Origin of the sequence: Corynebacterium sp. P3-F1 (assembly GCF_030503635.1) — a bacterium.
Classification (GTDB): domain Bacteria; phylum Actinomycetota; class Actinomycetes; order Mycobacteriales; family Mycobacteriaceae; genus Corynebacterium.
Map to the genome: position 1 here is coordinate 2084575 of NZ_CP129965.1, position 25845 is coordinate 2110419.

Below are 25845 nucleotides of genomic sequence, written 5' to 3' on the forward strand. Positions count from 1 at the left end.
AGTTGTGCAAATGGCTATAGTGCCCGCTCTGACGTAGGCTTTGGCGGTGATGAGTATTGATGAGAACGCCGCTGAAGAGCAGCAGGCGAACACCCCGGCTGAGACGGAAAACGCGACCGATTCTGTGACGGATCAGGTGCAGTCCGGCCCCGAGGCGCAGGAGCAGCAAGAAACGGAGAACGTTTCAGAGGCTGAAGGCACTGCAGAAGAGAATGGGCACATGAACGAGAATGGGACCGCGGATGATGCCGCGGAAGAAGAACTGAACCAGAATTCTGCTGAGGAAAAGGGCGATGAGGGGGCTGATGCGACGTCGATAAGCAACGGCTTCGACGCGCTGAACCTCCCCGACGATGTACTGGGCGCGATCCGGAAGGTGGGCTTCGAGGAGCCGTCGCCGATCCAGGCGCAAACGATCCCGCTGCTGATGGAAGGCCGCGACGTGGTCGGTCTCGCGCAGACGGGTACCGGCAAGACGGCGGCGTTTGCGCTGCCGATCCTCGCGCGCATCGACAAGAAGGCCCGCCACCCGCAGGCGCTGGTGCTCGCGCCGACGCGTGAGCTGGCGCTGCAGGTCTCCGACTCCTTCCAGTCCTTCGCGGACCACTTGGGTGGCATCTCCGTGCTGCCGATCTACGGTGGCCAGGCGTACGGCATCCAGCTGTCCGGTCTGCGCCGCGGCGCGCAGATCATCGTGGGCACCCCGGGCCGCGTCATCGACCACCTGGAGAAGGGCTCGCTGGACATCTCCAACCTGCGTTTCCTCGTGCTCGACGAGGCAGATGAGATGCTCAACATGGGCTTCCAGGAGGATGTCGAGCGCATCCTCGAGGACACCCCGGACGACAAGCAGGTGGCGCTGTTCTCTGCGACGATGCCGAACGGCATCCGCCGGATTTCCAAGCAGTACCTCAACGACCCCGCTGAGGTCACCGTCAAGGCGGAAACGCGCACCAACACGAATATCACGCAGCGCTACCTGTTCACCGCGCACCGCAACAAGCTCGACGCGATCACGCGCATCCTCGAGGTCACCGAGTTCGACGGCATGATCGTCTTCGTGCGCACCAAGCACGAGACAGAAGAGGTCGCCGAGAAACTCCGCGCGCGCGGCTTTTCCGCCGCCGCGATCAACGGCGACATCGCCCAGCAGCAGCGCGAGCGCACGGTCGACCAGCTTCGCGACGGCCGCTTGGACATCCTCGTCGCCACTGACGTCGCCGCACGCGGTCTGGACGTGGAGCGGATCTCCCACGTGCTCAACTACGACATTCCGAATGACACGGAAAGCTACGTCCACCGCATCGGCCGCACCGGCCGCGCGGGACGCTCCGGTGAGGCGATCCTGTTTGTCACCCCGCGCGAGCGCCGCATGCTCCGTTCCATCGAGAAGGTGACTGGCGCGAAGATCGAGGAGATGGACCTGCCCACCGTGGACGAGGTCAATGTCTCCCGCATGGAGAAGTTCTCTGACTCCATCACCGAGTCGCTCGAGAATGACCAGATGGATCTCTTCCGCGGGCTTGTGCGCAGCTACTCCGCCGACCACGATGTGCCGATGGAGGACATCGCCGCAGCTCTTGCCGCGCAGACCTCCGGCGACGAGTTCTTGATGAAGGAGCCGCCGAAGGACAAGCGCGACCGCCGCGACCGCGAGAAGTGGGATCGCGATGACCGCCGTGACCGCGGTGGCCGGGGACGCGACCGCCGCGACCGCGATGACCGTGGCGGACGCGGGCGCTTCCACAACGACGACCCGAACTTTGACACCTACCGCCTCGACGTGGGCAAGCGCCAGCACGTCCGGCCGGGCGCCATCGTCGGTGCGCTGGCCAACGAGGGCGGCTTGACCAACCGCGACTTCGGACGCATCACTATCGGCGGCGACTTCACGCTCGTGGAGCTGCCGAAGAACCTCGACCCGTCGGTGCTGGACCGCCTGTCCGACACCCGCATCTCCGGCCAGCTGATCAACATTCAGCGCGACCATGGAGCGCCGCCGCGCGACCGCGGCGGCAACGGCGGACGTGGGGGCTACCGCAGGCGTGACGACGACCGCGACCGCGGCTTCCGCGGCGGCCGCGGCGGCGGACGTGGTCGTGGTGGCCGCGACCGTGATGACCGCGGTGGCCGTGGCGGCCGTGACCGCGGCTGGCGCGACTAAGGCCCAGCTTCGCCTCGCCCCACCGCAAACGAATACATAAAGCGCCCCTTCTCCCGCACCATGTAGATAGTGGGAGAAGGGGCGCTTCGTTGTTCGCATGTATGCCAGAAGGTGCTGGCATTCGACTAAGCCGTGGCCTGTGAGGCTGTAGTGCTGTGGGGCTATGCCGGGGTAGGCAGGAACATGAGGATCAGGACCAGGAACCACAGCAGCGAGAAGATGCCGCCGCCAGCAGCGGCCTTGACGCGTGCGGAATCGAAGCTGGTGGCGACGTCGCGCGGGTCTGCCTCAGCCGGGGACAGAGCGCCGAGGCTGCCCATCATCTTGCGCTGCTGCGGGATGACCATGGCGAACAGGAACCCCCAGGCGAGGACACTGAGGACAATCGCGGTGTGCATCCAGTAGTTGGATTTGTGGGCCTCCCAGTCGAAAGCGAGCAGGGCGCCGCCGAGCAGCGGCACCAGCAGGGAGATCATGCCGTAGGTGGTCGATGTGCGGTGCAGGAAGGATGCGCGGCCGACAGCCTCCTCCGAACCGGAGTGCGCTTGTTGGGCGGCCTTGGGGAACGCGGAGACGGCCACGGTGACCGGGCCGATCAACAAAACAGCGGCGGCAACGTGCAGGAAAAGCATAAATGTTGTCATGGCACCTCACTCTACGGAATGCAGCGGGATTGTCCCAGCTGAAATTAAAGGACCGATCAAGCCCCGCATACCGGAGCACTGGCGGCGCATCGTGCGCACATCGGGTTTCGGCAGCGCAAGGTCGTACGCCCTTGCGATGGCGGCGATCCGGCGGGAATAGCTGCACCGCACTTTCGTGTCGGGTGGGAGCCATTCGCTGGGCAGGGAATCGGACTTGGCCTGATTCGCCGTGCGGGAGGTGACAACAAGGTTGAGCGGGTCGTTGGCGAAGGCGAGGCGCTTGTCCTCCGACCACGCATGGGCGCCGGCATCCCAGGCGGCGCGAAGCGGAATGATGTGGTCGATTTCCACGTCCGCCGGGTCGAGCAGCTCGCCCGTGTACGGGTCGGTGAACGGTTCCGTGCTGGCCATATCCCACTGGCGGTACGGCACGACGCAGGATTCCACCTCCCACGCGCTGGCCATGACCGCTTCACGGGTCGTGCACCCGCTGCGCTGCGTGCCCCATCCGTCGCCGAAGAAGCTGCGTTCATAGCCCAAGACGGTGCGGCGGGGGTGGGGGTTGACGGGGACGTCGATAAGCGATCGCGGCGTGGGGAACGGAACGACCGCGATTGTGGCGAGAACGAGTGCGCAAAGATACGCGCGGAAATGTGTCATGCCTTATTGGACTGGGCCAGGCGGGCCGAGGTTCCTTTTCGGGCGCGAGAAAAAGGGGATGCAAGCGGCGTGTAAGCCGTGCATCCCCTGGGCGTGGGAGAATGTTAACGCCCGGTGCTTTCCAGCGCGTTGTCGAAGCTCTCCTGCGGGTGGGCCATGGCGTAGTCGAAGACCTGGTTGGCGCGGTCGAACTCGGCCTCGGACTTCGGGTTCGGCTTGGTGGCCAAAGACACGGCGACCATGGCGATCGTGGCGAAGATGACGCCCGGCACCATCTCGTAGATGAGCTCGGAGGTTGCGGGGACGTACCCCCAGATGAGCACCGTGAGCGCACCGACGACCATTCCTGCCATTGCGCCCGGCGCGGTGAGACGGCGCCAGAACAGGGAGGCGACGACGACCGGGCCGAAGGCAGAACCGAAGCCTGCCCAAGCGAAGCCCACCAGTCCGAGAATGGTGTCGGACGGGTTGAGCGCCATCAGGATGGCCACGACCGCGACAAGGACGACCATCGCGCGGGATGCCACGAGCAGCGTGCGGCCGGACAGCTCCTTCTTAGTCAGGCCGCGGAAGAGGTCCTCGATCAGCGCGGAGGAGGTGACCAACAGCTGGGAGGACATCGTGGACATGATGGCTGCCAGCACAGCGGTGAGGACCAGCCCGGCGAACAGCGGGTGGAACAGGACATAGGTCATGTCCAGGAAGATCGTTTCAAAGCCTTCGCGGTCGGTGACGTAGTGCTCGGTCTGGCCGAAGAAGCTCGCACCGATGATCGCGGTGAACACCGCGCCGATGTAGCAGATGCCCACCCAAATCATGCCCGCGTTGCGTCCGGAGCGTGCCTCGGAGGGGCTGCGCAGTGCCATGAAGCGGGTGACAATGTGCGGCTGGCCCATGTAGCCGAAGCCCCACGCCAGATTGCCGATGATGGTGGCGGCGGAGACCCCTGCGAAGAAGTTGAAGAAAGTCGGGTTACCGTCCGGGTGGGGGCCGTACGGGTTATCCAGCGGGTAGGCGAAAATGTCACCGGGGTTGTCGATGGCGAACAGCGCCATGACGGGCACGATGAGCAGAGCCGCGAACATGAGTATGCCCTGCGCGACGCCGGTGTAGGACACCGCGAAGAAACCGCCGATGAAGGTGTACAAAACGGTAATGACACCGACGATCAGCATGCCCCACACGTAGTCGCCGCGGAAGGTCGACTCGAAGTAGCGTCCGCCGGCGACCATGCCGGAGGAAACGTAGAAGGTGAAGAAGAAGATGATGATCGCGGCGGCGATGATGCGCAGCGCTCGCGTCTGGTCGTGGGTGCGGTTCTCGAAGAAGCTCGGCAGCGTGATCGAGTTATTGGCCACCTCGGAGTAGGCCCGCATGCGCGGTGCCACCCACTGCCAGTTAGCCCAGGCGCCGAGGAAGAGGCCGATGACGATCCACATCTCGCTCATTCCCGAGACGAACAGTGCGCCGGGCAGGCCCATTAGCAGCCAGCCGGACATGTCGGAAGCGCCGGCGGAAATTCCGGCGACGAACGGGGGCAAGTCGCGTCCACCGATGACGTAGTCGCCGTAGTGGGTGGTCTTGCGCCATCCGTAGTACCCGATGGCAACCATCAATCCGAAGTAGATGACCACCGCAAGGATCATCCAGGTGCTCTCGGACATTGCATCTCCTTTGCAGTTCTTACGGCCCGTAGCTGTGAAGGCTCGTGGTTGTCAGAAGCAACGGTTAAGAATAACGTACGGAAAGCACAGGGTGCGCAAGTGCACTTTTCGCTTGGGTGGTGGTGTAGCCCACCGGTGGTACAAAAGAGGTTATGCCTGAATTCCTTGTGCACGGCCTGTGGCTTCCCGCCACGGGGCTCAACCTGTGGGTTGAGCGTGTGGAGGGGCACAAGATCCTCATGCCGTCGCAGGTGCCGGCAGGAACATTCCCGCCGGTGGTGGAGAATTTGCTGCGGGACTCTCAGTTCCGGCGCCGCGACAGCATCACGTTGCAGACCCCGCGGGGAAAGCAGGTGCAGTTGCGGGCACCCACCGCGGCATTCTCACCCGAGGAGACGGTCGCGTTTTTGAGCAATATCGCGCTTCTTGACGACGCATCCCCCGCCGCCACCTCCGCCCAGCGCGAGTCGATCGCACCGGACCTGTACTGGATTATCCGCTTGTACACGGGGCTGACCCGATTCGTCCGCGCGGGACGGGTGAGCATCCGGGTCCGCCCGGCGGACGGCATGTGGTTCCCCGAGTGGCAGCTGGGCACCGGTCTGGAAGAGCGCGGCTGGTTGGCATCCATGGTGGCGGCGGCGCCCGGCGTGATCACCGCGAATAACCTGAACGTGGCTGAGGACGTGGCCACCACGCTCGTCCACTGGATCGCCAGCGCGCACCTGTCGCACCTGAAGGACCAGACACGTGCGTACCCGTGGCACGATTTCGCCGATGCTCTGCTGAATTCGCAGCCGTTACGACGCGGCGGGTCAAGCGTGTCCAAACAGATCGCGCACTGGAACGGCTCTATTACGGCGGTGAATGTGCAGCTGGTCTTCATCGTGGAAGAGCCGGCGGACCCGGTGCAGATGGCCGAGGACGCCGATCCGGCCGGGGCCATGCTCAGCGAGCTGGCGGATACCACCGGTTCCGGCACCGGCGCGCCCGCGGACCCCGCGAAGGTGCAGTGGCCGGTGCGCGCCCAGGTCCGCGCCGGGACGGACGCGCCCCGCCCAATCCACCTGGACGAGGTCGATGTGGCCACGCTGTCCAGTCTGCGCGACCAGCTCCGCCGCGCAGTCGAGGTGACCGATTTGGTGGACCCGGAATCCCACCCACGTCTGCCGCAGACACCGCTGACCACCCGCGACGGTGACTGGGACGCCTATCTGAGCACAGACGAGCTGATGCAGCTGGTGGCCCGCGATGCCACTCGGCTGCAGATGAAGGGCATCACCGTCATGCTGCCGCGGTCCTGGCAGCGGATGGAGACCACGGCCAAGCTCACCGTCGGCTCGCAAGATGACGGCGCGGACGGCGCCACGAGCCGACGGTTCGGGTTCGAGCAGTTGATCTCCTACGACTGGTCGATCTCCGTCGGCGACACCGAGTTGACCCAGGAGGAGATGCGGCAGCTGGTCGATTCCAAGTCAGGGTTGATCCAGCTGCGCGGGCAATGGGTGATGGCGGACGCGCGCTCGTTGGCCAAATCCCGCAAATATATTGAGTCCCTGTCCGAAAAGGAAGTGGACGAAGGCGTCATCACCGCCGAGGAGCTGCGCCAGTTGGCGCTTGAGGCGGCTGCGGAATCGGAAGGTGGAGCACTAGAAATCGCCGGCGACGTGGATTCGCCGGCGTGGATGGACGCGCTCATCGGCGGGACGGACCGTCCTGCGCCGGAGCGCCAGCCCATCCCGGACACAGTGGCGGCGGAACTGCGCGATTATCAGCGCCGTGGCGTGGACTGGCTGTACTTCATGTCCCGTAACCAGCTCGGCGCGGTGCTCGCCGACGATATGGGACTGGGTAAGACACTTCAACTGCTCGCCCTGCTCGCCGTCGAGGAGGAGACAGGGCTGAAGACTGGACCCACTCTCGTCGTGGCACCTACGTCGGTGGTGGGTAACTGGGCCCGCGAGGCAGCGCGCTTCGTTCCCGGCTTACGCGTCGGGGTGCATCACGGCCAAGGCCGTCTCAAAGGCGACGCGCTCATCGAGGAGATCGGTCAGCTGGATGTGTTGATCACCTCCTACGGTGTGGTCACCCGCGACTACAAGCAATTGGGGCTTGTCGAATGGGACCACGTGGTGCTCGATGAGGCGCAGGCGATCAAGAACGCGTCCACGAGGGCATCGCAAAGCGTGCGTGCGATCGGTGCGCGCCACCGCATCGCGCTGACGGGCACCCCTGTGGAAAACCGCTTGGCAGAATTGCGCAGCCTCCTCGACTTCGTCAACCCCGGCATGCTGGGTTCGCAGAGCTTCTTCCGCAACCACTTCGCCAAAGTGATTGAGACGCGCTGGGACGAAAAGCTTGCCGATGAGATGCAGGAGCACCTTCAACGCCTCACCGCGCCGTTCGTGCTGCGCAGGCTGAAGACGGACCCGGCAATCATCTCCGACCTGCCGGAGAAGAGCGAACAAGTGGTCACCGTCGACATGACCGACGAACAAGCCGCGCTCTACACCGCTCTCGTCGAATCGATGCAGAAGGAACTCGAACAGCGCACCGGAATGGCGCGAAAAGGTCTCGTGCTGTCGACCATCACGCGTATCAAGCAGATCTGCAACCACCCCGCGCACTTCCTCGGCGACGGTTCGCCCGTGGCCATCAAAGGAAAGCACCGCTCGGGCAAGGTGGAGAAACTTGTGCAGCTAATCGACGAAGCCGTGGAGACCGACCAGCGCGTCCTGGTCTTCACCCAGTACAAGGCTTTCGGCGACATTCTCCAGCCGTACCTGAGCGACCGGCTGGGCCAGACTATTCCGTTCCTGCACGGCGGGGTGTCCAAGACTGCCCGCGACGCCATGGTGGATGATTTCCAGGACGCGAACGGCCCCCGCGCGATGATTCTCTCTCTGCGCGCAGGCGGCACCGGCCTGAACCTCACCGCCGCGTCCATGGTGATCCACATGGATCGCTGGTGGAACCCTGCGGTAGAGAATCAGGCCACGGACCGCGCGTTCCGCATCGGCCAGGACAAGAACGTGCAGGTGCACAAGATGATCACTCGAGGCACGATGGAGGAATCCATCCAGGACATTCTTGACGGCAAACTGCAGCTCGCCGGCGCCGTCGTGGGGGAGGGCGAAGGCTGGATCACCGAGCTGGACACAGAGGACCTGGCAACACTCATGAGCTACCGGACAAGCGAGTAGGGGAGGGATAGAGCATGCCGCGCCCGAAGCTGGACAACGTCACCTGGGTCAATTTCGCCGCCCGCCAGAAGGTGGGAAGTGCCGCGGAGACAACGACGCCGAACGACGCCTCCGAGACCGCCCGCTCGCAGATTCTGCGCTACAACGAGGCGGCGCGAACGATTTACCGTGCGGCGGTTCAGGGCACAGACCAGGGGCGTTTCTCCCGCGGCCGCAATTACGCCGACCAAGACAATGTGCTGGAGGTGCGCCCCGAGAACGGCCGCTTCACCGCGACGATCGCTGGTTCCCAGAACGAGCCTTTCACCACCCTGGTCATCCTTCCGTATCGGGACTCCGCGACCATCCGCGAAGCGCTGGGCATTATGGCGCACAATGCCAACGCCCTCGCCGAGGTCCGCAACGGTATCTTCAGCCGCGAACTGCTCGACTGCCTCTTCGCCGCCGAAGACGAGAAGATCCGCTTCCGCTGCGACTGCCCGGACGACTCCCGTGTGTGCAAGCACGGTGTCGCCGCAGCCATCAAAGCAGCCGAGCTTATCGACGCCGACCCGACCCTCCTTTTCCGCCTCCGCAACCTCGACCTGAATACCCTGGAGAGGCAGCTCCGCGAGTCCGCCGGCGAGAGAGCGAAGGAATCGGCCCGGGAAGGCTCCGAGTTCTTCTGGGAGGGCCATGTACTCCCGAACCTGCCGGAGCCGAAGATCGCCCCGATGATCGAGGACTCCGACCTGGACCTGCTGCACAAGGCGATGCAGACCATCTCATTCACCAACATCGATCAGCTGCGTGCCGTCTCCGATCTGGAAGACCTGTACGACGAGCTGACCCGCAGGTGAGCGAACACACGTTTGCCCGTGTTCCCCCACCTCAACGCCGTGGTTCACACTGGCTGGTACTACTGAAGCCATGACCTTGAGCCCGCATCCCGGACAACCCGATCCGCGCCACGTGACGTTCATCCACAGCTCCGATTTCCAGCTGGGCATGACGCGCTGGTTCTTGGACGATGACGCGCAATCGCGTTTCGACGATTCACGGCTCCGCGCCATTTCCCGTCTCGGCGATGTGGCTAAGGAGACCGGCGCCGAGTTCATCGTCGTCGCCGGCGATGTCTTTGACGCGAATGCCCTGAAGGCCCAGACCATGGACCGCGCGTTGGATGCCCTGGACGCTCTGCCGGTGCCGGTCTACCTCTTGCCGGGCAACCACGATGCGCTGTTGCCGGGCGCTGCCCTGGAGCGCGCCGGGCAGCGCTCGAATATCTCGGTGCTCGGGGATTTCGCCCCCGTCGAGGTCCGTCCCGGGGTGGAGTTAGTTGGCGCACCGCTGTTGGCCCGCTACGCCACCGAGGATCTCGCCGCGAAAGCACTGGACGGATTGGAGCCGACCGATGCGATCCGCATTCTCGTCGCTCACGGCCAGTGCGAGGACCGGAGCGGAGGGGAAAAGCCCGACGTGATCGACCTGTCCGGCCTAGAAACGGCGCTGGCCGCCGGCGTGATCGACTACGTGGCGATGGGTGACACCCACTCCGCGGGACCGATCGGTACCACCGGCCGCGTGTGGTTCTCCGGCGCGCCCGAGGTCACCGACTTCCACGACCGGCGCGAGGGCGTGGAAGGCGGCGAGGTCAACTCGGGCAAGGCTCTTGTCGTGAACGTGGATAAGCGCTCTGCCCGTGAGTCGGATGTGGACGTGGATGAGCGCACCGTAGGCGAGTGGACCTTCGATGCCCTGCACTTCGAGGTCGCCGACGCCGCCGATGTGGAGGATCTGTTGGCTGAGCTCGACGCGTACCCGGAAAAGACCCGCACCGTGGTGAAATACTCCATTTCCGGCACGCTCGGCCTCGAGGCGTCGCGCGCGCTCGAAGAGGGGATCGCGGCGAAGGAGAACTCTTTTGGTGCCTTGTACGAACGGGAGCGGCTCATGGACCTCCATCTCGAACCCAGCGACGAGGAGCTGGCTAACCTCCCCCTGACCGGCTACGCGCGCGATGCGATGGCGGCTCTGCTGGATATGGCAGCCACCCCTGTCGGGTCCGCTGGGTCCGCTGCCGGGTCCGGATCCGGAGCTGCGACCGCCCGCGATGCCGTCAACCTGCTGTTCCGCCTGAGCAAGGAGCCGAAATAATGCGCATCCACTCCCTGATCATCGACAATGTCCGCGCGGTGGAGCACCTCGAGCTCACCGACCTTCCGGACACCGGCGTCATCCTCATTCACGGCGACAACGAGGCAGGCAAATCCACGATCCTCGACGCACTCGATGCCGTGTTGACCGTCAAGCACGACTCCTCCGCCGCCAAGATCCGCGCGTTGTACCCCATCGGCCGAGACGAGCAGCCGGAGGTCACGCTCGGCGCCACCATCGGCCCCTACACGTTCACCATGCACAAGCGCTTCGGCAAAGGCGCGAAAGGCAAAGCTGAACTGTCCATCACAGCACCTCGCCGCGAGGCGCTGACAGGGGAGCAGGCCCACAACCGGCTGAATGAGATCCTCGCCGAGCACGTCGACCAGGAGCTTTTTGACGCACTTTTTCTCCGCCAAGGTGCCTTCACCGAGACCATTGAAGCCGCCGGCATCCCGTCGTTCACCCGGGCTCTAGAGGCATCCGGTGAGGGCGGAGGTGCCAGCAGCGGCGCAAGCACCTCGTCCGAGAGCGTGCACGAGGACTCCGCCCTGATGCAGCGGGTGGAAGCTGAATACAGCAGGTACTTCACTGCGAAAGGCAACGACAAGCAGATCCTCACCAACGCGGACAAGGCAGTGTCCGTAGCCGAAGAGGCTATGGGCGAGGCGGAGGCGAACCTCGAGTCTTACGAGCGCGACGTGGATGAATTCGCGCAGTGTGAAACCGCGATGACGGACATTGAGGCGGAGCTGCCGTCCGCCGAGGAGGAGTTGGCGGAACGGGAGGAAGAAGTGGCCGCTGCCGCCGAGCTGGCCGGCAAACTCGCCGCCGCCCAAGAGCGGGCAACCCGCGCCGCTATCGATGTCGAGCGTGCCGCTGAGGACCTGGAACGCCGCACTGCCCTGATCGCTCGCGTGGAGGAGGTCGACGCCGAACTCGCCGCCGTCGCCGAGGAGCTCGAACCCGCCAGAGAACGCACCCGCGTGGAAGCCGAGGCACTCGCCGTGAAGGAGAAGGCCCACGAGCAGGCCCGCGACAAGGAGACCGCCGCCCGCGAGAATCTCGCCGCCGCGGAGAAGACGCTCGCCGCTGCCCAAGCCGCATTGCGCCTCAACGACTTGGCCGACACCGTTTCACGCCTCGACGAGGCCGACGCCGACATCGCCCGTCTGCGCGACACTGTCCCGGAGCGCCCCGTTACCGACGACGATGTCCGGGCCTTGGAGTCCGCCGCGAACGAAGTGGCCCTTCAGCGCCGGCTCCGCGATGCCACCGCCGCGCGTGTGGACGCCGCGGCTCCGAACGGCACGATCATCGGCGTCGACGGTACCGACCACGAGATTGATGAGGAAGGGGAGTCCATCGCGCTGCACCACGGCACCGAGCTGACCATTGGCGAGGTCACCTTGACCTATCGCGCCGCCGCTGACACCGACACGGCCTCGGACGCCGTGCGTGAGGCCGAAGCAGAGCTTGCCCGCCTGACCGAGTCGATCGGGTGCGGCGATGTCGCGGATGCCCGCGCAATGCGCGATGCCCACCGTGATGTCGCTGCGTCCTTGACTGCCGCCCGCGACCGGCGCCGTGAAGTGCTCCGCGGACGCGATGCCGACGAGGTGCGCCACGAGCACGCCCGGCTGGCCGAGCTCGCCGAGCAGCATGCCGGCTCTACCGATTCCACCGACTCCGCCGAAGCGCCCCTCGACTCCGCCGAGACTGCCGTCAATACCGCTCGCGCGGAAGCGGAGGAGGCCGCTCAGGCTGTCCACGACCTGGCCCTTGAGCTGGTGCAGCTGCGCACCAAGCCCGAGCACGCGAAGCTCGTGGCGCTCGAGGCCCGTGTCGCTGGCCTGACATCCACAGCACAAGGTGCCCGCGCCGACCTCGCCGCCGCCCGCGAGAAGAGCAGCGACGACGCAATGTCCGCCGCCCGCGATGCTGCCGTAGCCGCCAGTGACAGGGCTGCAGCCGAGGCCTCCGCTATCGCTGCGGAGGTTGAGCAGGCGGACCCGAAGCAGGCTGAAAATCTCCGGGACGGTGCACGAAACCGAGTGGACAACCTGGCAAAGCGCTACAACACCGCGCGCGACCGTCGCCTCCAGCTCGAGTCCCGCGTTCGCAGCGCGGAAGGGGAAGGCGAAAAGCTCGATGCCGCCCGCTCCGCTCTCGAGGTGGCCCGCGTGGGGCGGGACAGACTGCGTAGGAAAGCGGATGCTGCGAAGCTGCTTCACTCGACGCTCGTCGCGCACCGGGATGCGGCCCGGGCGAAGTACGCCGCTCCGTTCGCGCAATCCCTGCAGCGCTACGCCAGCCAGATCTTCGGGCCGGGGACCGAGTTCACTCTTGATGATGCTTTGCGTGTCCAAGCCCGCACCGTCGGCGGTACGACCGTCGACCTGCCTCAGCTGTCGGGCGGCGCCAAAGAGCAGATGGCCCTGTTGACTCGATTCGCCATCGCCGACATGGTCGCCGGCGGACAGTCCGGGCAATCCCCCGATACTGGTGTCCCCGTCGTTGTCGACGATGCTCTCGGGGCCACCGATCCGCAGCGTTTGGCTCTTATGAATGCGCTGTTCTCCCAGGTGGGTGAGAACTCTCAGGTATTCGTGCTCACGTGCTTCCCCCAACGCTTCGACCGCGTCGCCGCCGCGAGGAGCGCGTCCATCCAGGAGCTCAAGACCCGCCGCTGAACGTGCCCGCGCGACACATGATTGTCGGCGACTGTTTCGCTGGCTCCACCTGCGTTGAGTAACCTCAGCTTCATGACGGAAGATCCCCGCTGGCTCAGCGACGACGAGCAGGCATTCTGGCGGCTTCTCCTCGCCGCGCGCACGACGCTCATGCGCACGGTTGAGGATTCACTGCTCGCCAGCTCCGGGTTGTCCAGTCCTGAATATGCTGTGTTGGTCGTGTTGTCCGAGGCGGATGATTACTGCATACGGCTGCGCGAACTGCGCTCCCAGCTCGGGTGGGACCGCTCCCGCATCTCTCACCAGATCACCCGTATGGAGCGGCGCGGACTCGTGGTCAAGGAGAAGAGTCCGGGTGACGGGCGCGGTGTGATTGTCCGCCTCACCGACGCTGGGTTCGAGCGCCTAGAACGCGCCGTGCCTGACCATGTGGAAACGGTGCGCCACCTTGTTTTCGACCATCTCGACCCGGCTGATATTCCTGCCATCCGGCGCTTCCTCGAGGGCGTCGTGGCCACTGAGACTGGCGATGAAGACGGCGCAGTCGCAGGCCCCGCTGTCACCGATTAGGCGCGGGCCCAATGTGAGGGCGTCCGCCCGTTTCTTACCGTGGCGGCCGTTGTCGCCAATCGGAGATCGGAGTTGAATGGGAGCCGTAGGAACGAATCTCCAAAAGCCACGACATCGGCGACGAGAAAGGATTCAGTATGTCCACACCGATTAACCCGAATAACAATAACGGCAATGGCGCCGCACCGAATCAGGGCGACATGAACTATGCGCCGAACCAAGGTGCCATGAACCCCGGCGCGTACCAGCAGGGCCAGCTTCCTCTTGGGTCGCGCAAGCTGCACCGTTCGGCGGGCAATCGCATGATCGGCGGTGTTTGCGGCGGTATCGCCGAGACTTACAACCTTGACCCGACTCTGGTGCGTGTCATCTTCGTCGCACTGACGCTTCTCGGGTTCTCCGGCATTCTCCTGTACATCATCTGCTGGATCGTCATTCCGGACCCGCGGTACTAGGAGAAACATAAACACGGCCGCGCAGCGTTCGATATCTGCACGGCCGTGTTTTTGTAGGGGAGGGGCAGCGGAAATGTCTGCCACCCTGCTAGCGGTTAAGCGCGCTTGATGGCGGAGCCCTCAATCTCGATGTTGATCTGCTCGCCGACGAGTGCGCCGCCGGAGTTCAGCGGTGCCTCGAAGTCGATGCCGAAGTCCTTCCGGTTGATGCTCGTCTTCGCTTCGAAGCCCAGGCGCGTGTTTCCGAACGGGTCTTCCTCAACGCCGAAGGTCTCCACGTCAAGGGTGACCGGCTTGGTTGTGCCCTTGATGGTCAGGTCGCCGGTGACGGTCCCGTTGCCGGAAGCGTCGACGTCGAAAGCCGTGGAAGCGAACGTCATCTGCGGGTACTTCTCAACGTCGAAGAAGTCCTCGCCCTTGATGTGGGCGTCACGGTCGTCATTACGCGTATCGACGGACCCCGTCACCACCGTTGCCTCCACGTTGCTCTCGCCAGGGTTCTCCTGATTTGCGGTAAGCGTGGCGGTGAAGTCGGTGAACTCTCCGCGTACCTTGGTCACCATCGCGTGGCGGACGGTGAACCCGACGGAGGAGTGGGCGGTGTCCAGATCGTAAATGCCGCTGAAGTTCGTTGTGGACGTCATTGTATTTCTCCTTAATTTCGCTATGAACGGTTGCGCTTCGATTGTTGGTGACACGTCTACAACATGTCGTGCTCCACCCTACGACGCATTCTGCGAACTCGCCACCACCCGCCAGCGGCGACGGCCAACAGCTCTGCCGAGCCAATTACCGGCTCCGGTTTTTCGAGTGCTAGATTAAGGGGCGCTGTTACAGCGATGTCTCCGTAGCTCAGTGGATTAGAGCATCGGTTTCCGGTACCGAAGGTCGCAGGTTCGAATCCTGTCGGGGACACTTTTGTCATCGGGAGTTTCGCTTTTGCTTGCGATTCATTTCGCAAAACCTCCGTTGAAAGTCGAGATTAGCGGCCGCGAGGCCTGATTACGAAGAAAACTAGCCTCGGAACACAAAAACCGGCCCGAAATTTAGGCTTCGGGCCGGTTTTTGGAGCTTTTTTGCGTGTCTCCCCCACGACTTGCAGGCCACTCGGCGTGTGCCGGTGGCCTGTGGGGCTATGCCGCCTGGGGTGGAGCGTTCTCGTCAACCCTCCACTGCTCTAGGTCGTCGTGGGTGAGCTTGTCCGTCGGTGGCGGAGGGGTCGGCTTCTGCGACGTCTTCTTGTCCTTCTGCCACGAGAACGTGTCGAGCATCTTGATGTTCACGCCGACACACGCCATCGCGATGGCAAAGACTTGTGCCGCCCAACCGCGCATAAGCCGCGTTGTCGGGTCACCGGCACCCTGGTAGTTGCCGTTCTTGAGCAGAGAGTTACGGGACTCGATGGTGTTGCGGCGGCCGTACTCCTTGCGCCAGTCTGCCGACATGAACGCAGGCCCGTGCTGCAAGAACTTCGCTCCGTCCTCGACGGAGTTCTTGATCGTCACGGTTCGCTGGCGGCAGACCTTCGGGCAGGAACCGGGGCTTGGAACCTCGTCCTCGGACAGGGCTTCCTTCTGGAAGCCCTTTGCCTTCTTGCCCTCCTCCGAACGCGGAACAAGCGGGCAGGTAATCTCGGCACCCTCGGCGCGAGCAGGACAGCCCATACGCATGTCACCCTTGGCATTCGGCTTGCCGTAGGCGGACAGCTGGTACTTCGAGCGAGCCTGCAACAGGTTGATGAACGCCTGGTCGCTGAGGTCACCGTCCTCCCACATCTTGTAGGGGTCGATAAGGGCGTGCATGTTCAGGATCGCAGGACAGTACGCCTTGCCGTCGATGATCGGCGCACCGGAGGCCGTCACGGTCTGCAAACCACGGGTGTCACGGCGGAGGTCAGCAACAAAACCGTAGCCGAGCTTGCGCATCGGAATCTGGAACTTCTCGGGGTTCTGACCAGGCGAATACAGACGGTCTGCGATGAAGTTGCGACGCGGGAGCTCCGGGCGGTAGGTGAGGTTTTTCAACGACTCGAACACGCGAGCACTCGGGTCGACACCGGGAACGCCGGCGGACATGCCGAGAATGAGCCCCGGGTGGCCGCCCTTTTGCGCGAAACCGTCTCCAACCATCGCAACGAGGGTCGCTTCGAGACCCCAGACGCTGTCTCTTTTACCCTCGCCGTTGTGGTCTGGCGTCTCTTTACTGTGCCAACCGAGTGTGGGAGTGGAGGCCATCTTCCTATCCGGCTTCACGCTGCCGTCTTTCATGGCCTTGATAGAAGGGTTGCCCTCATTGGTTACTTTGATCGGGGTGCCGTCAACAACAATGTCGCCTTGCCACTGGTCGAGGTGCTTTTTGTCCATCAACTCGACGGTGGCCCAAATAAGACGGTTAGACACCTCTAGGCCGCGCTTCTTCTTGAGCTCGATCTTTTCAAGCACGTCTTTGCTGGCGGTCTCAGGGTTGAAGAGCGCGGAGATAGTTCGCCACTCCTCGAAGGTGTAGCGCTTCTTCTTTCGTACCGTGGGGAAGGGTTCGCACGTCGCGAGTGCGCGGTCGATTGCCTTGGAGATTCGGTTGTACCAGGTCTTATAGACGTGGAGGTGTGCTGCGGCGCTCGTGATGTCGAAAGGCTCCTCTTTCAGTCCGAGGAGACCCCAGAGCTTGCCGTTAATGCGGAAAGCCACAGTGCGAGCCATGTGCGACTTGAGAGACGGGCCTTGAATGAGCGCTTGGTAGACCCACAAGGTCAAAGCAGTACGTGTCGAGACCTCGGCAGGCCGGCCGCCCTGGCCGACGCGAAGCCCGTCGTCGATACGCCACTGCTCGATGAGAGGAACCACGCCGGAGGCATCAACAATGCGCTGTGCCCGCTGCATGTGAGAGAACACAACGGGAGCCTCTTCGATCAAACGAATGTTCTCGGCCTTGCGATTCTGCCGGCGTATCAGCTCGTTCTTGCGCTGCGTGATTTTCTTACTAGCGGCTTTGCGTGTGTCCGTGGTCGTGGTCATTGTTGACACCTCCTTTCGTGGGTTTCGTATGGAGTTTTTGGCAATAGAAGACTCACCCTGTGTCGTGAACAGGGTTTTTATGGAGTTGAGTGAAGGCTTCGGTGCTTAACCGGAGCCGTTGATGACGGTCAGTTTCCGCTCACCCGGCTTCTCTCTAAGAGCGCCCGCAAGCATCGCGCGAGCCTGCCTCGCCGAAACGTTCTCCGGATCGAGAAGGAACCGACGGTAGTGCTGCAAGTCGGTCAGCCCCGCGGCCTCGCACACCGCGGACTCCGGCACGCCCTTCTTGCACTGGTTGACGATCCACGTCGTGCGGGCACGGTTGACGTCGATAACAGTGCCCTTGTGCGGAGACCGCTTTGTGAACGTGGCCACCGTTCCGGAATCCGCGGTTGAGCGAAGCGGGCGGAATAACCAGGCGTTGTCGCTTTCAGCCTCGACAACGGCCGCCCGGAGAGTCGGTGCCCACTCCTCCTCGACGGGCACGAAGCGCTTCTCGGCGCCCCGGTAGCCCCAGGGGAAGATGACCGTTCCGATCCGGTCGGTCTCGACGTCGCCGGCAGTCACGTTGGCAATCTCCTTTGAGCGCAAGCCGGCACCCAGCGTCAGAGCGAGAAGAAGGTGGGCCTGCTTGCGTCGGGACTCGTTGCGCTCGGCGCTTGCCCAGATGCGAAGCCCCGTGATGTCCTCCTCGGTATACGGAGGGTGCTTGGAGTCGCTGCCGTACTCAGGGCGCTCACGCGGCCCGTCGAAGTTCGGGTTCACGGCCTTGGCGATTCGGCGAAGCGTTGCGCGGGAGGAGCCCTGGACGTGGTTCGCTCCGGCGTTCAAGTGGTGGTGGCAAAAGGAGTTGATCGCGCTGTCGGTGAAGACTGCCCCCACAGTCAAAGAACGGCCGTGGCTGACAACGTGTGCTGCCAATCGGGTCACGAGTCGCAAAGCTCCGCGGGTGGTGTCTGGTGTCCAGGTCTCGTCAGCGACAGCAGCGACGTGCTCTTTGACGAAGGGGGCGAGAAGCGCCCACTCGTCGGGGCTGACGACGGTCGGTGTGTAGGACGCGATGACCTCGTCAGCGGTCACGCGCCTGCGTGTGGTGGACATGGTGAATTGTCCTTTTCCGCCCACGCCCAAGGTGGTGGTGGCATGAGCTGTTTCTGTGGTGGTTAGAGATACCTCCAGTGTGTGCAAACTTGCACAGGTCGTCAAGGTCCACCCTGTGCATCATTGCACAGATACTGCCACAATGGGGGCGAAAAGTGCCTGGCCAGTGTGCTTAAATGTGCTGTTCATAGGTTGTTTCACCTCCTCACTCGTTGCCCTTGTCGAGGTTCCGCACGAAGTCCAAGAGACGACCCTGTTCGGGGGCAGGCAAGTCGGACCAGTTCGGGGTCCGCGTGCTGTGAGCGGTGAAGTCGACGTGGGTCACCGTTGCGGTTCCCGCGTCCGGATCGCTCGCTTCTTCGCGAGAGTCCAACCCCGCAGCAGCCGGTCCACCAGTACGATCACGAGGCAGCATCTCGACCACATCAGCAGCAGTTCCCGGCGTCGCCGGTCTTGCAGTGGCTCCGAACGCTCCCGCAGCGAAGTCCTCCGGCTTGTCGAGGCCGGCCCACCGGGAAAGCGGGTTCGCCAGCACGTCAAGCCGCTCGGCAAGGGTATCGGGGCGGGAAAGGGTCAACCGAGCCCTCTTCTCGTAGCGGCGCATGTCGCCAAAAGCGGACCCGGCAGCGGCGGCCGCGGTCTCGCGCGGAAGGTGGCGGACCACTTCACGCACCCACGTTGCTCGCAGACGGTTGAGCTCCACCCGGAAAGGCTGGCTTATGCTGAGCCGCTTCATAACCTCGCGCAGATCAGTTGCTGCCCCTCCCAGGAGCATCTCGTCAGGGTCGCGGCGCTGGGAGATAGCGAACACGATGTCGCCGAATACGGAAGCGACAGGAACCTCTGGCGCGACACCTTCGGGAGCTCGATGAGATACATCAACCCACACCACGCCGTGAGAGTCTTTCCGAATGCTTTTCGCCTGAATGTGGCCAATCTCTGCACCAATACCCGCGCCAAGCCCCAGCCCCACAATCACGGCCGCACGCTCGAAGCGGAGCTGAGTGGATTGGGACATCACCCAGCGGCGAATGTGCTCCCAGTCTCGGGGCGCGTAGGGCGCATCGGGCACCTGGTCGGTGTCCCGACGGTGGTAGATGGACAATTCCTGCCCGTCTATCGCCTCGCGGACGAGGCGGAGCAAATACGCCTCGGTATACCGCGATTTTCCAGCCTGTCGGCTCGCCACCACGGCCTCGACGTTTTCCCTGCCGAGGACTTTGCCGACCGTGAGCTCGCGGCCGGACGAAAACGCGTGAGCAGAAGCTCGCGTGAGCACACGAAGCACCCCTCGAACGTCAAGGCTCGACGTGTTGTTGGAGACGAACACTTCCGACCCGGTCTCCGAATCGACGGTCGCTGCGATGGCCGTGGCGCGAACGAAGTCAGAAATGTTGTTCCACGTTCCGCGGTCTGTGCCGCGAGGGACGTAGTTGTTGATCCGGCGCAGTGTTTCTTCCCGCTGTTTGTCGGTGAGGGTCATCGCGCACCGCCCTCGTTCGGTGAGGCGCTGGACGCAGCGGTGTTCGATGCGGGAACCGATCCGGTACCCCCGACGCGTGCCGGACCTTGGGGGAGCACTAACCACCCAGTAGCGTGAAGGTCATGCCTCGCCTCGCCCCGCCTCGACACGCCTACCCGGCGTGGCCCGACGTTGACGTGGCCGAGCTCCCGGAGGTCTACCGGAAGGCTTGGTCGCTGCGGGAGAACTTGGAAAAGACCGTCGCGGAGTACGTCGAAAATGGCTGGGCGAAAAATCGCACAGACTTTGCCCGCAGATGCGGGCTGCACCCGTCGGTTTTGTCCCGGTGGATCACCGGCGACGTGTGGCCGTCTGCCGACACGATTGCCGCCGTCGAAGCTGCTGTCCACGCGCCCATGTGGCCGTACCAAAAGGCACCGTCGCGGCGAGGGCTCAAATCCAAGGGCGGCTACGACTACCCGTGAGAGCCGGCGGGTGAGCTGGGGAAAATCGAGTTCGTTCTGCATGGCTAGAACGTTTTCACAGTCGAAAAAGTGACCCCCTCGGTGAGCGCAAGCCGGTCCGATTCGATGCGTCGACGCGGAGTGTGGCCATGACGACGACCGGAAGAATGAAATGTGTGCATGATTGCACAGATGGTCACCCTAATTCGGGGGTGGGTATTACCCGAATACGGGGGTGTTATGCGTAAACGCTTATCGGATTGTGTTCCGCATCGCTACCCGGCTCGGGGACCGTCGGCTACTTCGCTTAGGAGGTGGCCTCCAACCGCTGCTTCAAGCCCTCCAACTCCGCTTGAGGGTCGTTCGAACCGGCATACGCCACGAGCTCAACGTAGTTCGGGTCATCAATGCCCAGACTCGGCAGCGGGTGCTCCCTAATCCGGCACAGCACGAGACCGTGGCGCAACAAGTCGTGCGACTTCACCGTGTCCAGTTCAGTTTTGTCCTTGTGCCAGTACGACCCGTCGTACTCGATACCGAGTGTCCGGCCGTCCGGTAAGTCCACAAGCACGTCAACGCTCCACGACGCCCGACGGACGAAGGCGTTGGACTTAATCCGGGTTCCTGACGCGGCGTTACCCCATAAGGACTTCGCTGCCTGCGCATAGCGTTGTTCGACCGCAGACTTTCCTACTGTCTGGCATTGCGGGCACGTTGACCCGTTGACACGGGAGGACGGCATTGCCATCCAGCTATGCGCGGGGTCGTTAGGACACTCCCACCACGGAGTTTCAGGTAGAAGCGCGGTGGTGGGGCGTATCTGCCACGGGCTCAAACGGTTCTTGTCCGACCATTCCTCCGCAATCTCCGGATAGTGGTAGGCCAGCGAGTCGAGAATGGTGTCGCATTCCGGGCACCGGTAACGGTCGTATTTGTCGCGGTCGCGCACAATGTCTTTGAACTCGTGCTTGCACACCGGATCGAGCCACCACACTTCCCGCTTCGAGTTCGGTGAGATGGTCGCCAAGCTCAAACCAACGTTCTTCGTCGGGTGCCACTGTGAAGCGATTTCAGGCTTCAAACGGGTTGAGAACGGGTCAGCCTTGGCTTTCGCCAGGTTCTTTTTCCGGGTCTCGTTACTCCTGCACGCTGGGCACTGCCGTTTGAGGAACATCTCTGGCCAGTCGTGCCGTTTGTGCCCTTCTGGACAGCGGAAGTGGTAACGCCTTCGGTCTCCTAGCACCGGAACTGTCCACGGGTCGAGTTCCGGTTCGTCCCACGCTTCGGCCAACTCCGGGACCTCAGCGATGGTTAACGAACTGTACTTCGCCTCGAACGCCGCTTCGCGTCGAGCGCGTTCCTGTTCGGCGAAAATGTAGCACTGCGGGCACCGCGAGTAGTTCTTGACGACGTGGTCAATTCGTTCCTCGAATGAGTGTCCCTCGGGACACACCCACCACACGACCTTGCGGGAGCCTTTCTTGGCGGTGTTCCAGAGCTCCTCGCCATTCTTTTCTCGGTCGAACCAATCCTTAACGTCAAGGTCAGATTTCTTGAGAAGGTTTTCACCTGTTGCCTTCTTCGTGCCCACCGTCGCAGTTTTTCCAGACTTCCTGCACAGGCATGGGAGCCACTGATTGTCGCCGTCAAGCTGTTGCGCTGTGATGTTCTCGCAGCGGACGCACTTAACCGCATGGGGGTCGCCATACAGGCTTGGGCTGGTTAGAGGCCCGAGGTATTCGTACCCCGCGTTCTCTGCGACCGTGCGAGCCTTGTCAACGTCGCATTCGATCTGCCCGTAGTACTTTCGCTTATTCTCAGCCTCCAGGCGCAGTAGGCAAGCGTGACAGCAGGGCATCTGCGACCTCGCAGCGTGTTGAACGTTCTCAAATCGGTTGTGGCCCTCGAACCCGCAATCTTTGCACCTTGTCAGTACGTAATCCGTTGGGCGCGTAAACGGTTCCAGCATCTCGGCATGAGCCTGCTCGTAGAACTCCGCGACGTGCCTCGCACACCACGTCGGCTTCGTCCTAGTTCTGAACATCGCAGGGTTCGTGCAGCCCGCAGTGCTGCATACCTGGGTAGTGGACATGTCTTGAGCTTAGAAGGAACGAGCTCTCCCCTCTACAATGACGCACATGTTCGACCCATCCGAGCCGACCGAATTGGAATTGCTCGCAGCCCAAAGCGTCCCTCTCGATGAACTGCGAGCACAGGCTAAAAGAACAGCGGCCGAGATGGGCGATCCTTTCCAGGACGTCGCCGGGTTGATCCGAGCCGTCCACGCCGAGAAGTTGCTGCAATACGAGATTCAGAACTGTTGTTCCAAGCCATCGCCGACGCCTACGAACAACGCAGCCTCATCATCACCACAAACCTGGCGTTTTCCCAATGGGGCCAAGTCTTCGGCAACGACGACATGGCAGCCGCCGCAATCGACCGCATCGTCCACCACGGCCGCATGATCACCTTCACCGGACAGTCCTACCGCATGGCAAACGCCCTCATGAAATAACCCAAAACCCCAGCAACGCTCACACGGCCCAAAACCACGCCGAACTGGCCCAAAAATCCGCGCTGAAATGGCCTACACCAACTTGACAAAACACAGGAAGCACGAGCCTCCGCGATACACGTGATCTGCACGGCGCGAGTGACAACAGCCCACGGATTCCCCGCGTTCCGCGTCGAGGGGGCGAGCATGACCTCGAACGCCATCGAAGCGACCTCCCAGGCATCCATCCTGTATCTGCGAGCCAGCCGCCGATACCTCACTGCCGTGTATCGCATCAGTTCCGCCGCCTCACGATCACCCCGCCAGGCCCCAGGCCCGGCTTCATGCAAGCGGATCAACAGGGCACGTAGTCCCTCGGGGCTCTCGAATCCGTGGCTGGCCGGGCCAGCCGGTCCCGCCGTATCGTCGCTGGCAGGGGTGATGTGCTCGTCCACGGTGACGCCTCCCAGAAGGGAGGTGCGCCACCAGCACCCACGCCAGGACGCGCGCCAGGACGCCGCTGTACCCGCCGCCCGTCAGCAGATGCACCACGTTGCTAGGGGTCAGGGCGGGCGAGGGGAAAGTTGCTCAGGCGACGGATATGGGTTACCCGAGGATGTCGCGGCGCGACAGCGCCCAGGCGGTGATGCCTATGAGGACTGCGGAGAGACCCCAGAGGAGCGCAAGCCCGGCCCAGTCGAAGCCGTCCGCGAGCGGGGTGTTGTCGAATGCCCAGTGGTAGGGCGAGAGGTTCGATAGCCAGGCGAAGTCTTCGCTGGTGCCTCCGACGGCATCGAGTCCGTAGCCGAGGACGGCGATCCCGGCTCCGGCTCCGATCGCCCAGGATCGCCGCCCGGTGAGGGCGCCGAACGCGAGAGCGGCGACACCGGAGAGGAGGCCGAGACTTGTCCAGGCGATCGTTACGGCGAGGAGGTTGGTGGCGGAGAGGTCGAGTTCTGCGGGGGTGTTGATTGCGAGGATCAGCAGGAATGCCACCGCGCCGAGGGCGAGCATCTTGACGATGAGTGCCGCTGCACTTTCGAGCGCGTACTGGGCGCGTCCGACCGCGTGCGCGAGGGTGAGTTCGAGTCGCCCGGTTTCCTCCGTGCCTGCGATGAACGCCGCGCCCCAGGAGACGCTGGCTATTGCGGCGAGCACGAAGCCGAGCAGGCCGAAGAACGTCGCTTGCGCGTAACCTGCTCCGCTGGCGATCTGGTTGAACCCGAGCGTGCTCACCAGTTCAGCGGGCAGGCTGTCGATCAACTGCGCGAGTTCCGGGGATTGCAGCGAGGGGAACAACGGCAGGTACATCCCGATCACGGCCGCGATGCCGAGCGACCAGCCGAGTTGCCCGCGCCAGCCGTCGAGCAGGTGCCGGGAGAAGATCGGGGCGGTGGGTCGGGAAACCGGGGCCAGTGCTGCCGTGGTCATCTGGTGCCGTTCGTTCGCGCGTAGAGGTCGAGGATCGACTCTTCGAGGTCGGGTTCTTCGATGGTCAGGTCGCGCACGGTGAACTGCGCGAGGGCTTTCACGACCGTGTCGGCCTCGCCTCGGATGGTGGCCTTGAGCCTCACGAGATCGCCCGAGGCGGTCGCTTCCGCGTCGAGGTCATCCAGTATCGGCAACGTGGCGAGCGCCGCCCGTGCCGCGTCGGCGGTGGTGTCTGCGAGCACGGCGCTCAGCCGGGCGACGCGGGAGAGTCTCAGCGAGGACACGTCGCCCTGGGCGACGATCCTGCCGCCGGCGAGAACCGCCACATCATCTGCGGAGTGCTGTATCTCGGTCAGGATGTGCGAACTGAGTAGAACCGACTGCCCGGCTTCGCGTGCCTCGCGCACCATCGCCAGGAACTCGCGCTGCACCAACGGATCGAGGCCGCTGGTCGGCTCATCGAGAATTATCAACTCCGGCCGATGCATGAACGCTTGGATCAGGCCCAGCTTCTGCCGGTTCCCTTTCGACAACGCCCTCACAGGACGGTTCAGGTCAAGACCCAGACGCTCTGCCAGGCCCTCGATCGTGCCCGGCTCGACCGGACCGCTGATCTGAGCCAGGTGATGCAAGAGCGTGCCGCCACGGATGCGCTCGGACAGCTTCAGCTCGCCCGGCAGGTAGCCGATACGACGACGCAGCGCCGTACCGGAACGGCGCGGCACGGAACCGAGCACGCTCAACTCCCCAGCGGTCGGGCGGATGATGTCCACCAGCATCCGCAACACCGTCGTCTTGCCCGCACCGTTCGGACCGATCAACCCGAACACCGAACCCCGTTCGACGCGCAGGCCGATCCCATCGACGGCGAGGTGCTTGCCGTACTTCTTCTGCAACTCGCGTGTCTCAATGACGGCGGTCATGCGCCATCCCTTCCGTCGTTCGACTCGGCGTCGCTCTGCCCTGCGAGGGCGCTTCGAGCCGCTTCAAGCAGCCCCGTATCGGCATAGAGGCCCTCGGTGAAAATTTCGAGAGTCGGGAGCGTGAGCCGTGCCGCCCCCTCAGCCGAGAACGGGTCAGCCCCCAAGACCTGCGCGAAGCGATCACGCACCAAGAACTGCGCGACCCCGAACACGGTGACCAGCATCGCGGTCGCCTCGGGATCAGATGCAGGCCTGATCGAACCAGACTCGCGCCCCTCGGCCAAGTTCTGCCGGGTGCTCGCCACCAGCCGGGCGAGCAGTTCGTCACCGGCCTTACCCGGTTCGATCAGCAGGCGGGCGAGGTAGTTGAACATCGGGCCCGCGCTCGAGGCTTCGGCCAGAAGCGCTTGCACCAGGTTCGGGGAGGGAGTCTCCGCTGAGGCGAATCGCTCATCGAGCAGTTTGGCGATCACATGCTCATCGCAGACGCGCTTCAACTCGTCCTTCGACCCGTAGTGATGGATCACCAGTCCAGGACTGACCCCGGCAGCCTCCGCGATTGCCTTCACGCTCGTCTTGTCGAACCCCCGTTCCGCGAACAACTCGATCGCCGCATCACGGAGACGGGCACGCCCGGTCAGATCGGAAGACTCAGAAACTGAATTCATGTTTAGCATCCTATATGTTAATTTAGTAACCGTCAAGACCACACCCCCCACCTGAAGTGTCCTGGGTTTAGTTCCGATCATTTCTAGAGAAGGATTGGA

The 25845-nt window shown here is 63.4% G+C and carries 20 protein-coding genes and 1 tRNA gene; 10 read left to right on the top strand and 11 right to left on the bottom strand.

The window, feature by feature from the left end:
• Positions 1-49: 49 nt before the first annotated feature.
• Entirely contained in the window at positions 50-2164 is a 2115-nt protein-coding gene (locus QYQ98_RS09930) for a DEAD/DEAH box helicase (protein WP_302006709.1), read from the top strand.
• 161 nt (positions 2165-2325) lie between these two features.
• Here QYQ98_RS09930 and QYQ98_RS09935 read toward each other — a convergent pair whose 3' ends face one another.
• The 3 genes from QYQ98_RS09935 to putP form a co-directional block, all read right to left on the bottom strand.
• Complete coding sequence (locus tag QYQ98_RS09935; protein WP_302006710.1) at positions 2326-2808, bottom strand: DUF2269 domain-containing protein; 483 nt, start codon at positions 2806-2808, stop codon at positions 2326-2328.
• Between the two features lie 6 nt (positions 2809-2814).
• The gene (locus tag QYQ98_RS09940; RefSeq protein ID WP_302006711.1) at positions 2815-3468 is read right to left on the bottom strand and encodes an HNH endonuclease family protein; all 654 of its coding nucleotides are present in this window, start codon (positions 3466-3468) and stop codon (positions 2815-2817) included.
• 104 nt (positions 3469-3572) lie between these two features.
• Positions 3573-5132: a sodium/proline symporter PutP gene (putP, locus tag QYQ98_RS09945; RefSeq protein WP_302006712.1), complete on the bottom strand. Its 1560-nt coding sequence runs from the start codon at positions 5130-5132 to the stop codon at positions 3573-3575.
• A 152-nt stretch (positions 5133-5284) separates the two neighbouring features.
• Between putP and QYQ98_RS09950 the strand changes: the two genes are divergently transcribed.
• The 6 genes from QYQ98_RS09950 (at position 5285) to QYQ98_RS09975 (ending at position 14189) form a co-directional block, all read left to right on the top strand.
• Positions 5285-8335 (top strand): DEAD/DEAH box helicase, encoded by a 3051-nt coding sequence (locus QYQ98_RS09950; RefSeq protein WP_302006713.1) that lies wholly within the window; start codon positions 5285-5287, stop codon positions 8333-8335.
• Between the two features lie 14 nt (positions 8336-8349).
• Positions 8350-9174, top strand: coding sequence for a hypothetical protein (locus QYQ98_RS09955; protein ID WP_302006714.1), 825 nt, complete (start codon positions 8350-8352; stop codon positions 9172-9174).
• 70 nt (positions 9175-9244) lie between these two features.
• Positions 9245-10471, top strand: coding sequence for a metallophosphoesterase (locus QYQ98_RS09960; RefSeq protein WP_302006715.1), 1227 nt, complete (start codon positions 9245-9247; stop codon positions 10469-10471).
• Positions 10471-13164 carry an AAA family ATPase gene (locus tag QYQ98_RS09965; RefSeq protein ID WP_302006716.1) on the top strand — a complete coding sequence of 898 codons (2694 nt, stop codon included), beginning with the start codon at positions 10471-10473 and terminating at the stop codon, positions 13162-13164. The genes QYQ98_RS09960 and QYQ98_RS09965 overlap by 1 nt, the downstream gene beginning before the upstream one ends.
• Before the next feature lie 72 nt (positions 13165-13236).
• Positions 13237-13734, top strand: a complete 498-nt coding sequence (locus tag QYQ98_RS09970) for a MarR family winged helix-turn-helix transcriptional regulator (protein ID WP_302006717.1) — start codon at positions 13237-13239, stop codon at positions 13732-13734.
• A gap of 137 nt (positions 13735-13871) precedes the next feature.
• Positions 13872-14189, top strand: coding sequence for a PspC domain-containing protein (locus tag QYQ98_RS09975; protein WP_367881630.1), 318 nt, complete (start codon positions 13872-13874; stop codon positions 14187-14189).
• A 95-nt stretch (positions 14190-14284) separates the two neighbouring features.
• Here QYQ98_RS09975 and QYQ98_RS09980 read toward each other — a convergent pair whose 3' ends face one another.
• The gene (locus QYQ98_RS09980) at positions 14285-14833 is read right to left on the bottom strand and encodes a YceI family protein (protein WP_302006718.1); all 549 of its coding nucleotides are present in this window, start codon (positions 14831-14833) and stop codon (positions 14285-14287) included.
• A 197-nt stretch (positions 14834-15030) separates the two neighbouring features.
• On the opposite strand from QYQ98_RS09980, the gene QYQ98_RS09985 reads away from it, so the two are divergent.
• Positions 15031-15104: transfer RNA gene (locus QYQ98_RS09985), tRNA-Arg, on the top strand.
• Between the two features lie 218 nt (positions 15105-15322).
• Here the strand turns inward: QYQ98_RS09985 and QYQ98_RS09990 are convergent.
• From QYQ98_RS09990 to QYQ98_RS10000, 3 genes are all read right to left on the bottom strand, one after another.
• Positions 15323-17203 (bottom strand): hypothetical protein, encoded by a 1881-nt coding sequence (locus QYQ98_RS09990; protein WP_302006720.1) that lies wholly within the window; start codon positions 17201-17203, stop codon positions 15323-15325.
• 105 nt (positions 17204-17308) lie between these two features.
• Positions 17309-18304, bottom strand: coding sequence for a site-specific integrase (locus QYQ98_RS09995; RefSeq protein WP_302006721.1), 996 nt, complete (start codon positions 18302-18304; stop codon positions 17309-17311).
• 205 nt (positions 18305-18509) lie between these two features.
• Positions 18510-19787, bottom strand: a complete 1278-nt coding sequence (locus tag QYQ98_RS10000) for a hypothetical protein (protein ID WP_302006722.1) — start codon at positions 19785-19787, stop codon at positions 18510-18512.
• Between the two features lie 122 nt (positions 19788-19909).
• Here QYQ98_RS10000 and QYQ98_RS10005 point away from each other — a divergent pair, with 122 nt between their 5' ends.
• Entirely contained in the window at positions 19910-20251 is a 342-nt protein-coding gene (locus QYQ98_RS10005) for a helix-turn-helix transcriptional regulator (RefSeq protein WP_302006724.1), read from the top strand.
• Between the two features lie 286 nt (positions 20252-20537).
• On the opposite strand, the gene QYQ98_RS10010 is transcribed toward QYQ98_RS10005, so the two are convergent.
• Complete coding sequence (locus tag QYQ98_RS10010; RefSeq protein ID WP_302006725.1) at positions 20538-21821, bottom strand: zinc-ribbon domain-containing protein; 1284 nt, start codon at positions 21819-21821, stop codon at positions 20538-20540.
• 729 nt (positions 21822-22550) lie between these two features.
• Between QYQ98_RS10010 and QYQ98_RS10015 the strand changes: the two genes are divergently transcribed.
• Positions 22551-22745, top strand: coding sequence for an ATP-binding protein (locus tag QYQ98_RS10015; protein ID WP_367881631.1), 195 nt, complete (start codon positions 22551-22553; stop codon positions 22743-22745).
• Positions 22746-23330: 585 nt separating this feature from the next.
• Here QYQ98_RS10015 and QYQ98_RS10020 read toward each other — a convergent pair.
• Genes QYQ98_RS10020 through QYQ98_RS10030 form a run of 3 tightly spaced genes read right to left on the bottom strand, consistent with a single transcriptional unit; the run spans position 23331 to position 25746 of the window.
• A complete protein-coding gene (locus QYQ98_RS10020) occupies positions 23331-24155 on the bottom strand; it encodes an ABC transporter permease (RefSeq protein WP_259926378.1) in 825 nt (274 codons plus the stop codon).
• Positions 24152-25078: an ABC transporter ATP-binding protein gene (locus QYQ98_RS10025; protein ID WP_253576280.1), complete on the bottom strand. Its 927-nt coding sequence runs from the start codon at positions 25076-25078 to the stop codon at positions 24152-24154. Before QYQ98_RS10025 ends, QYQ98_RS10020 begins: the two co-directional genes overlap by 4 nt.
• Positions 25075-25746, bottom strand: coding sequence for a TetR/AcrR family transcriptional regulator (locus tag QYQ98_RS10030; RefSeq protein ID WP_302006728.1), 672 nt, complete (start codon positions 25744-25746; stop codon positions 25075-25077). The genes QYQ98_RS10025 and QYQ98_RS10030 overlap by 4 nt, the downstream gene beginning before the upstream one ends.
• Positions 25747-25845 lie beyond the last annotated feature (99 nt).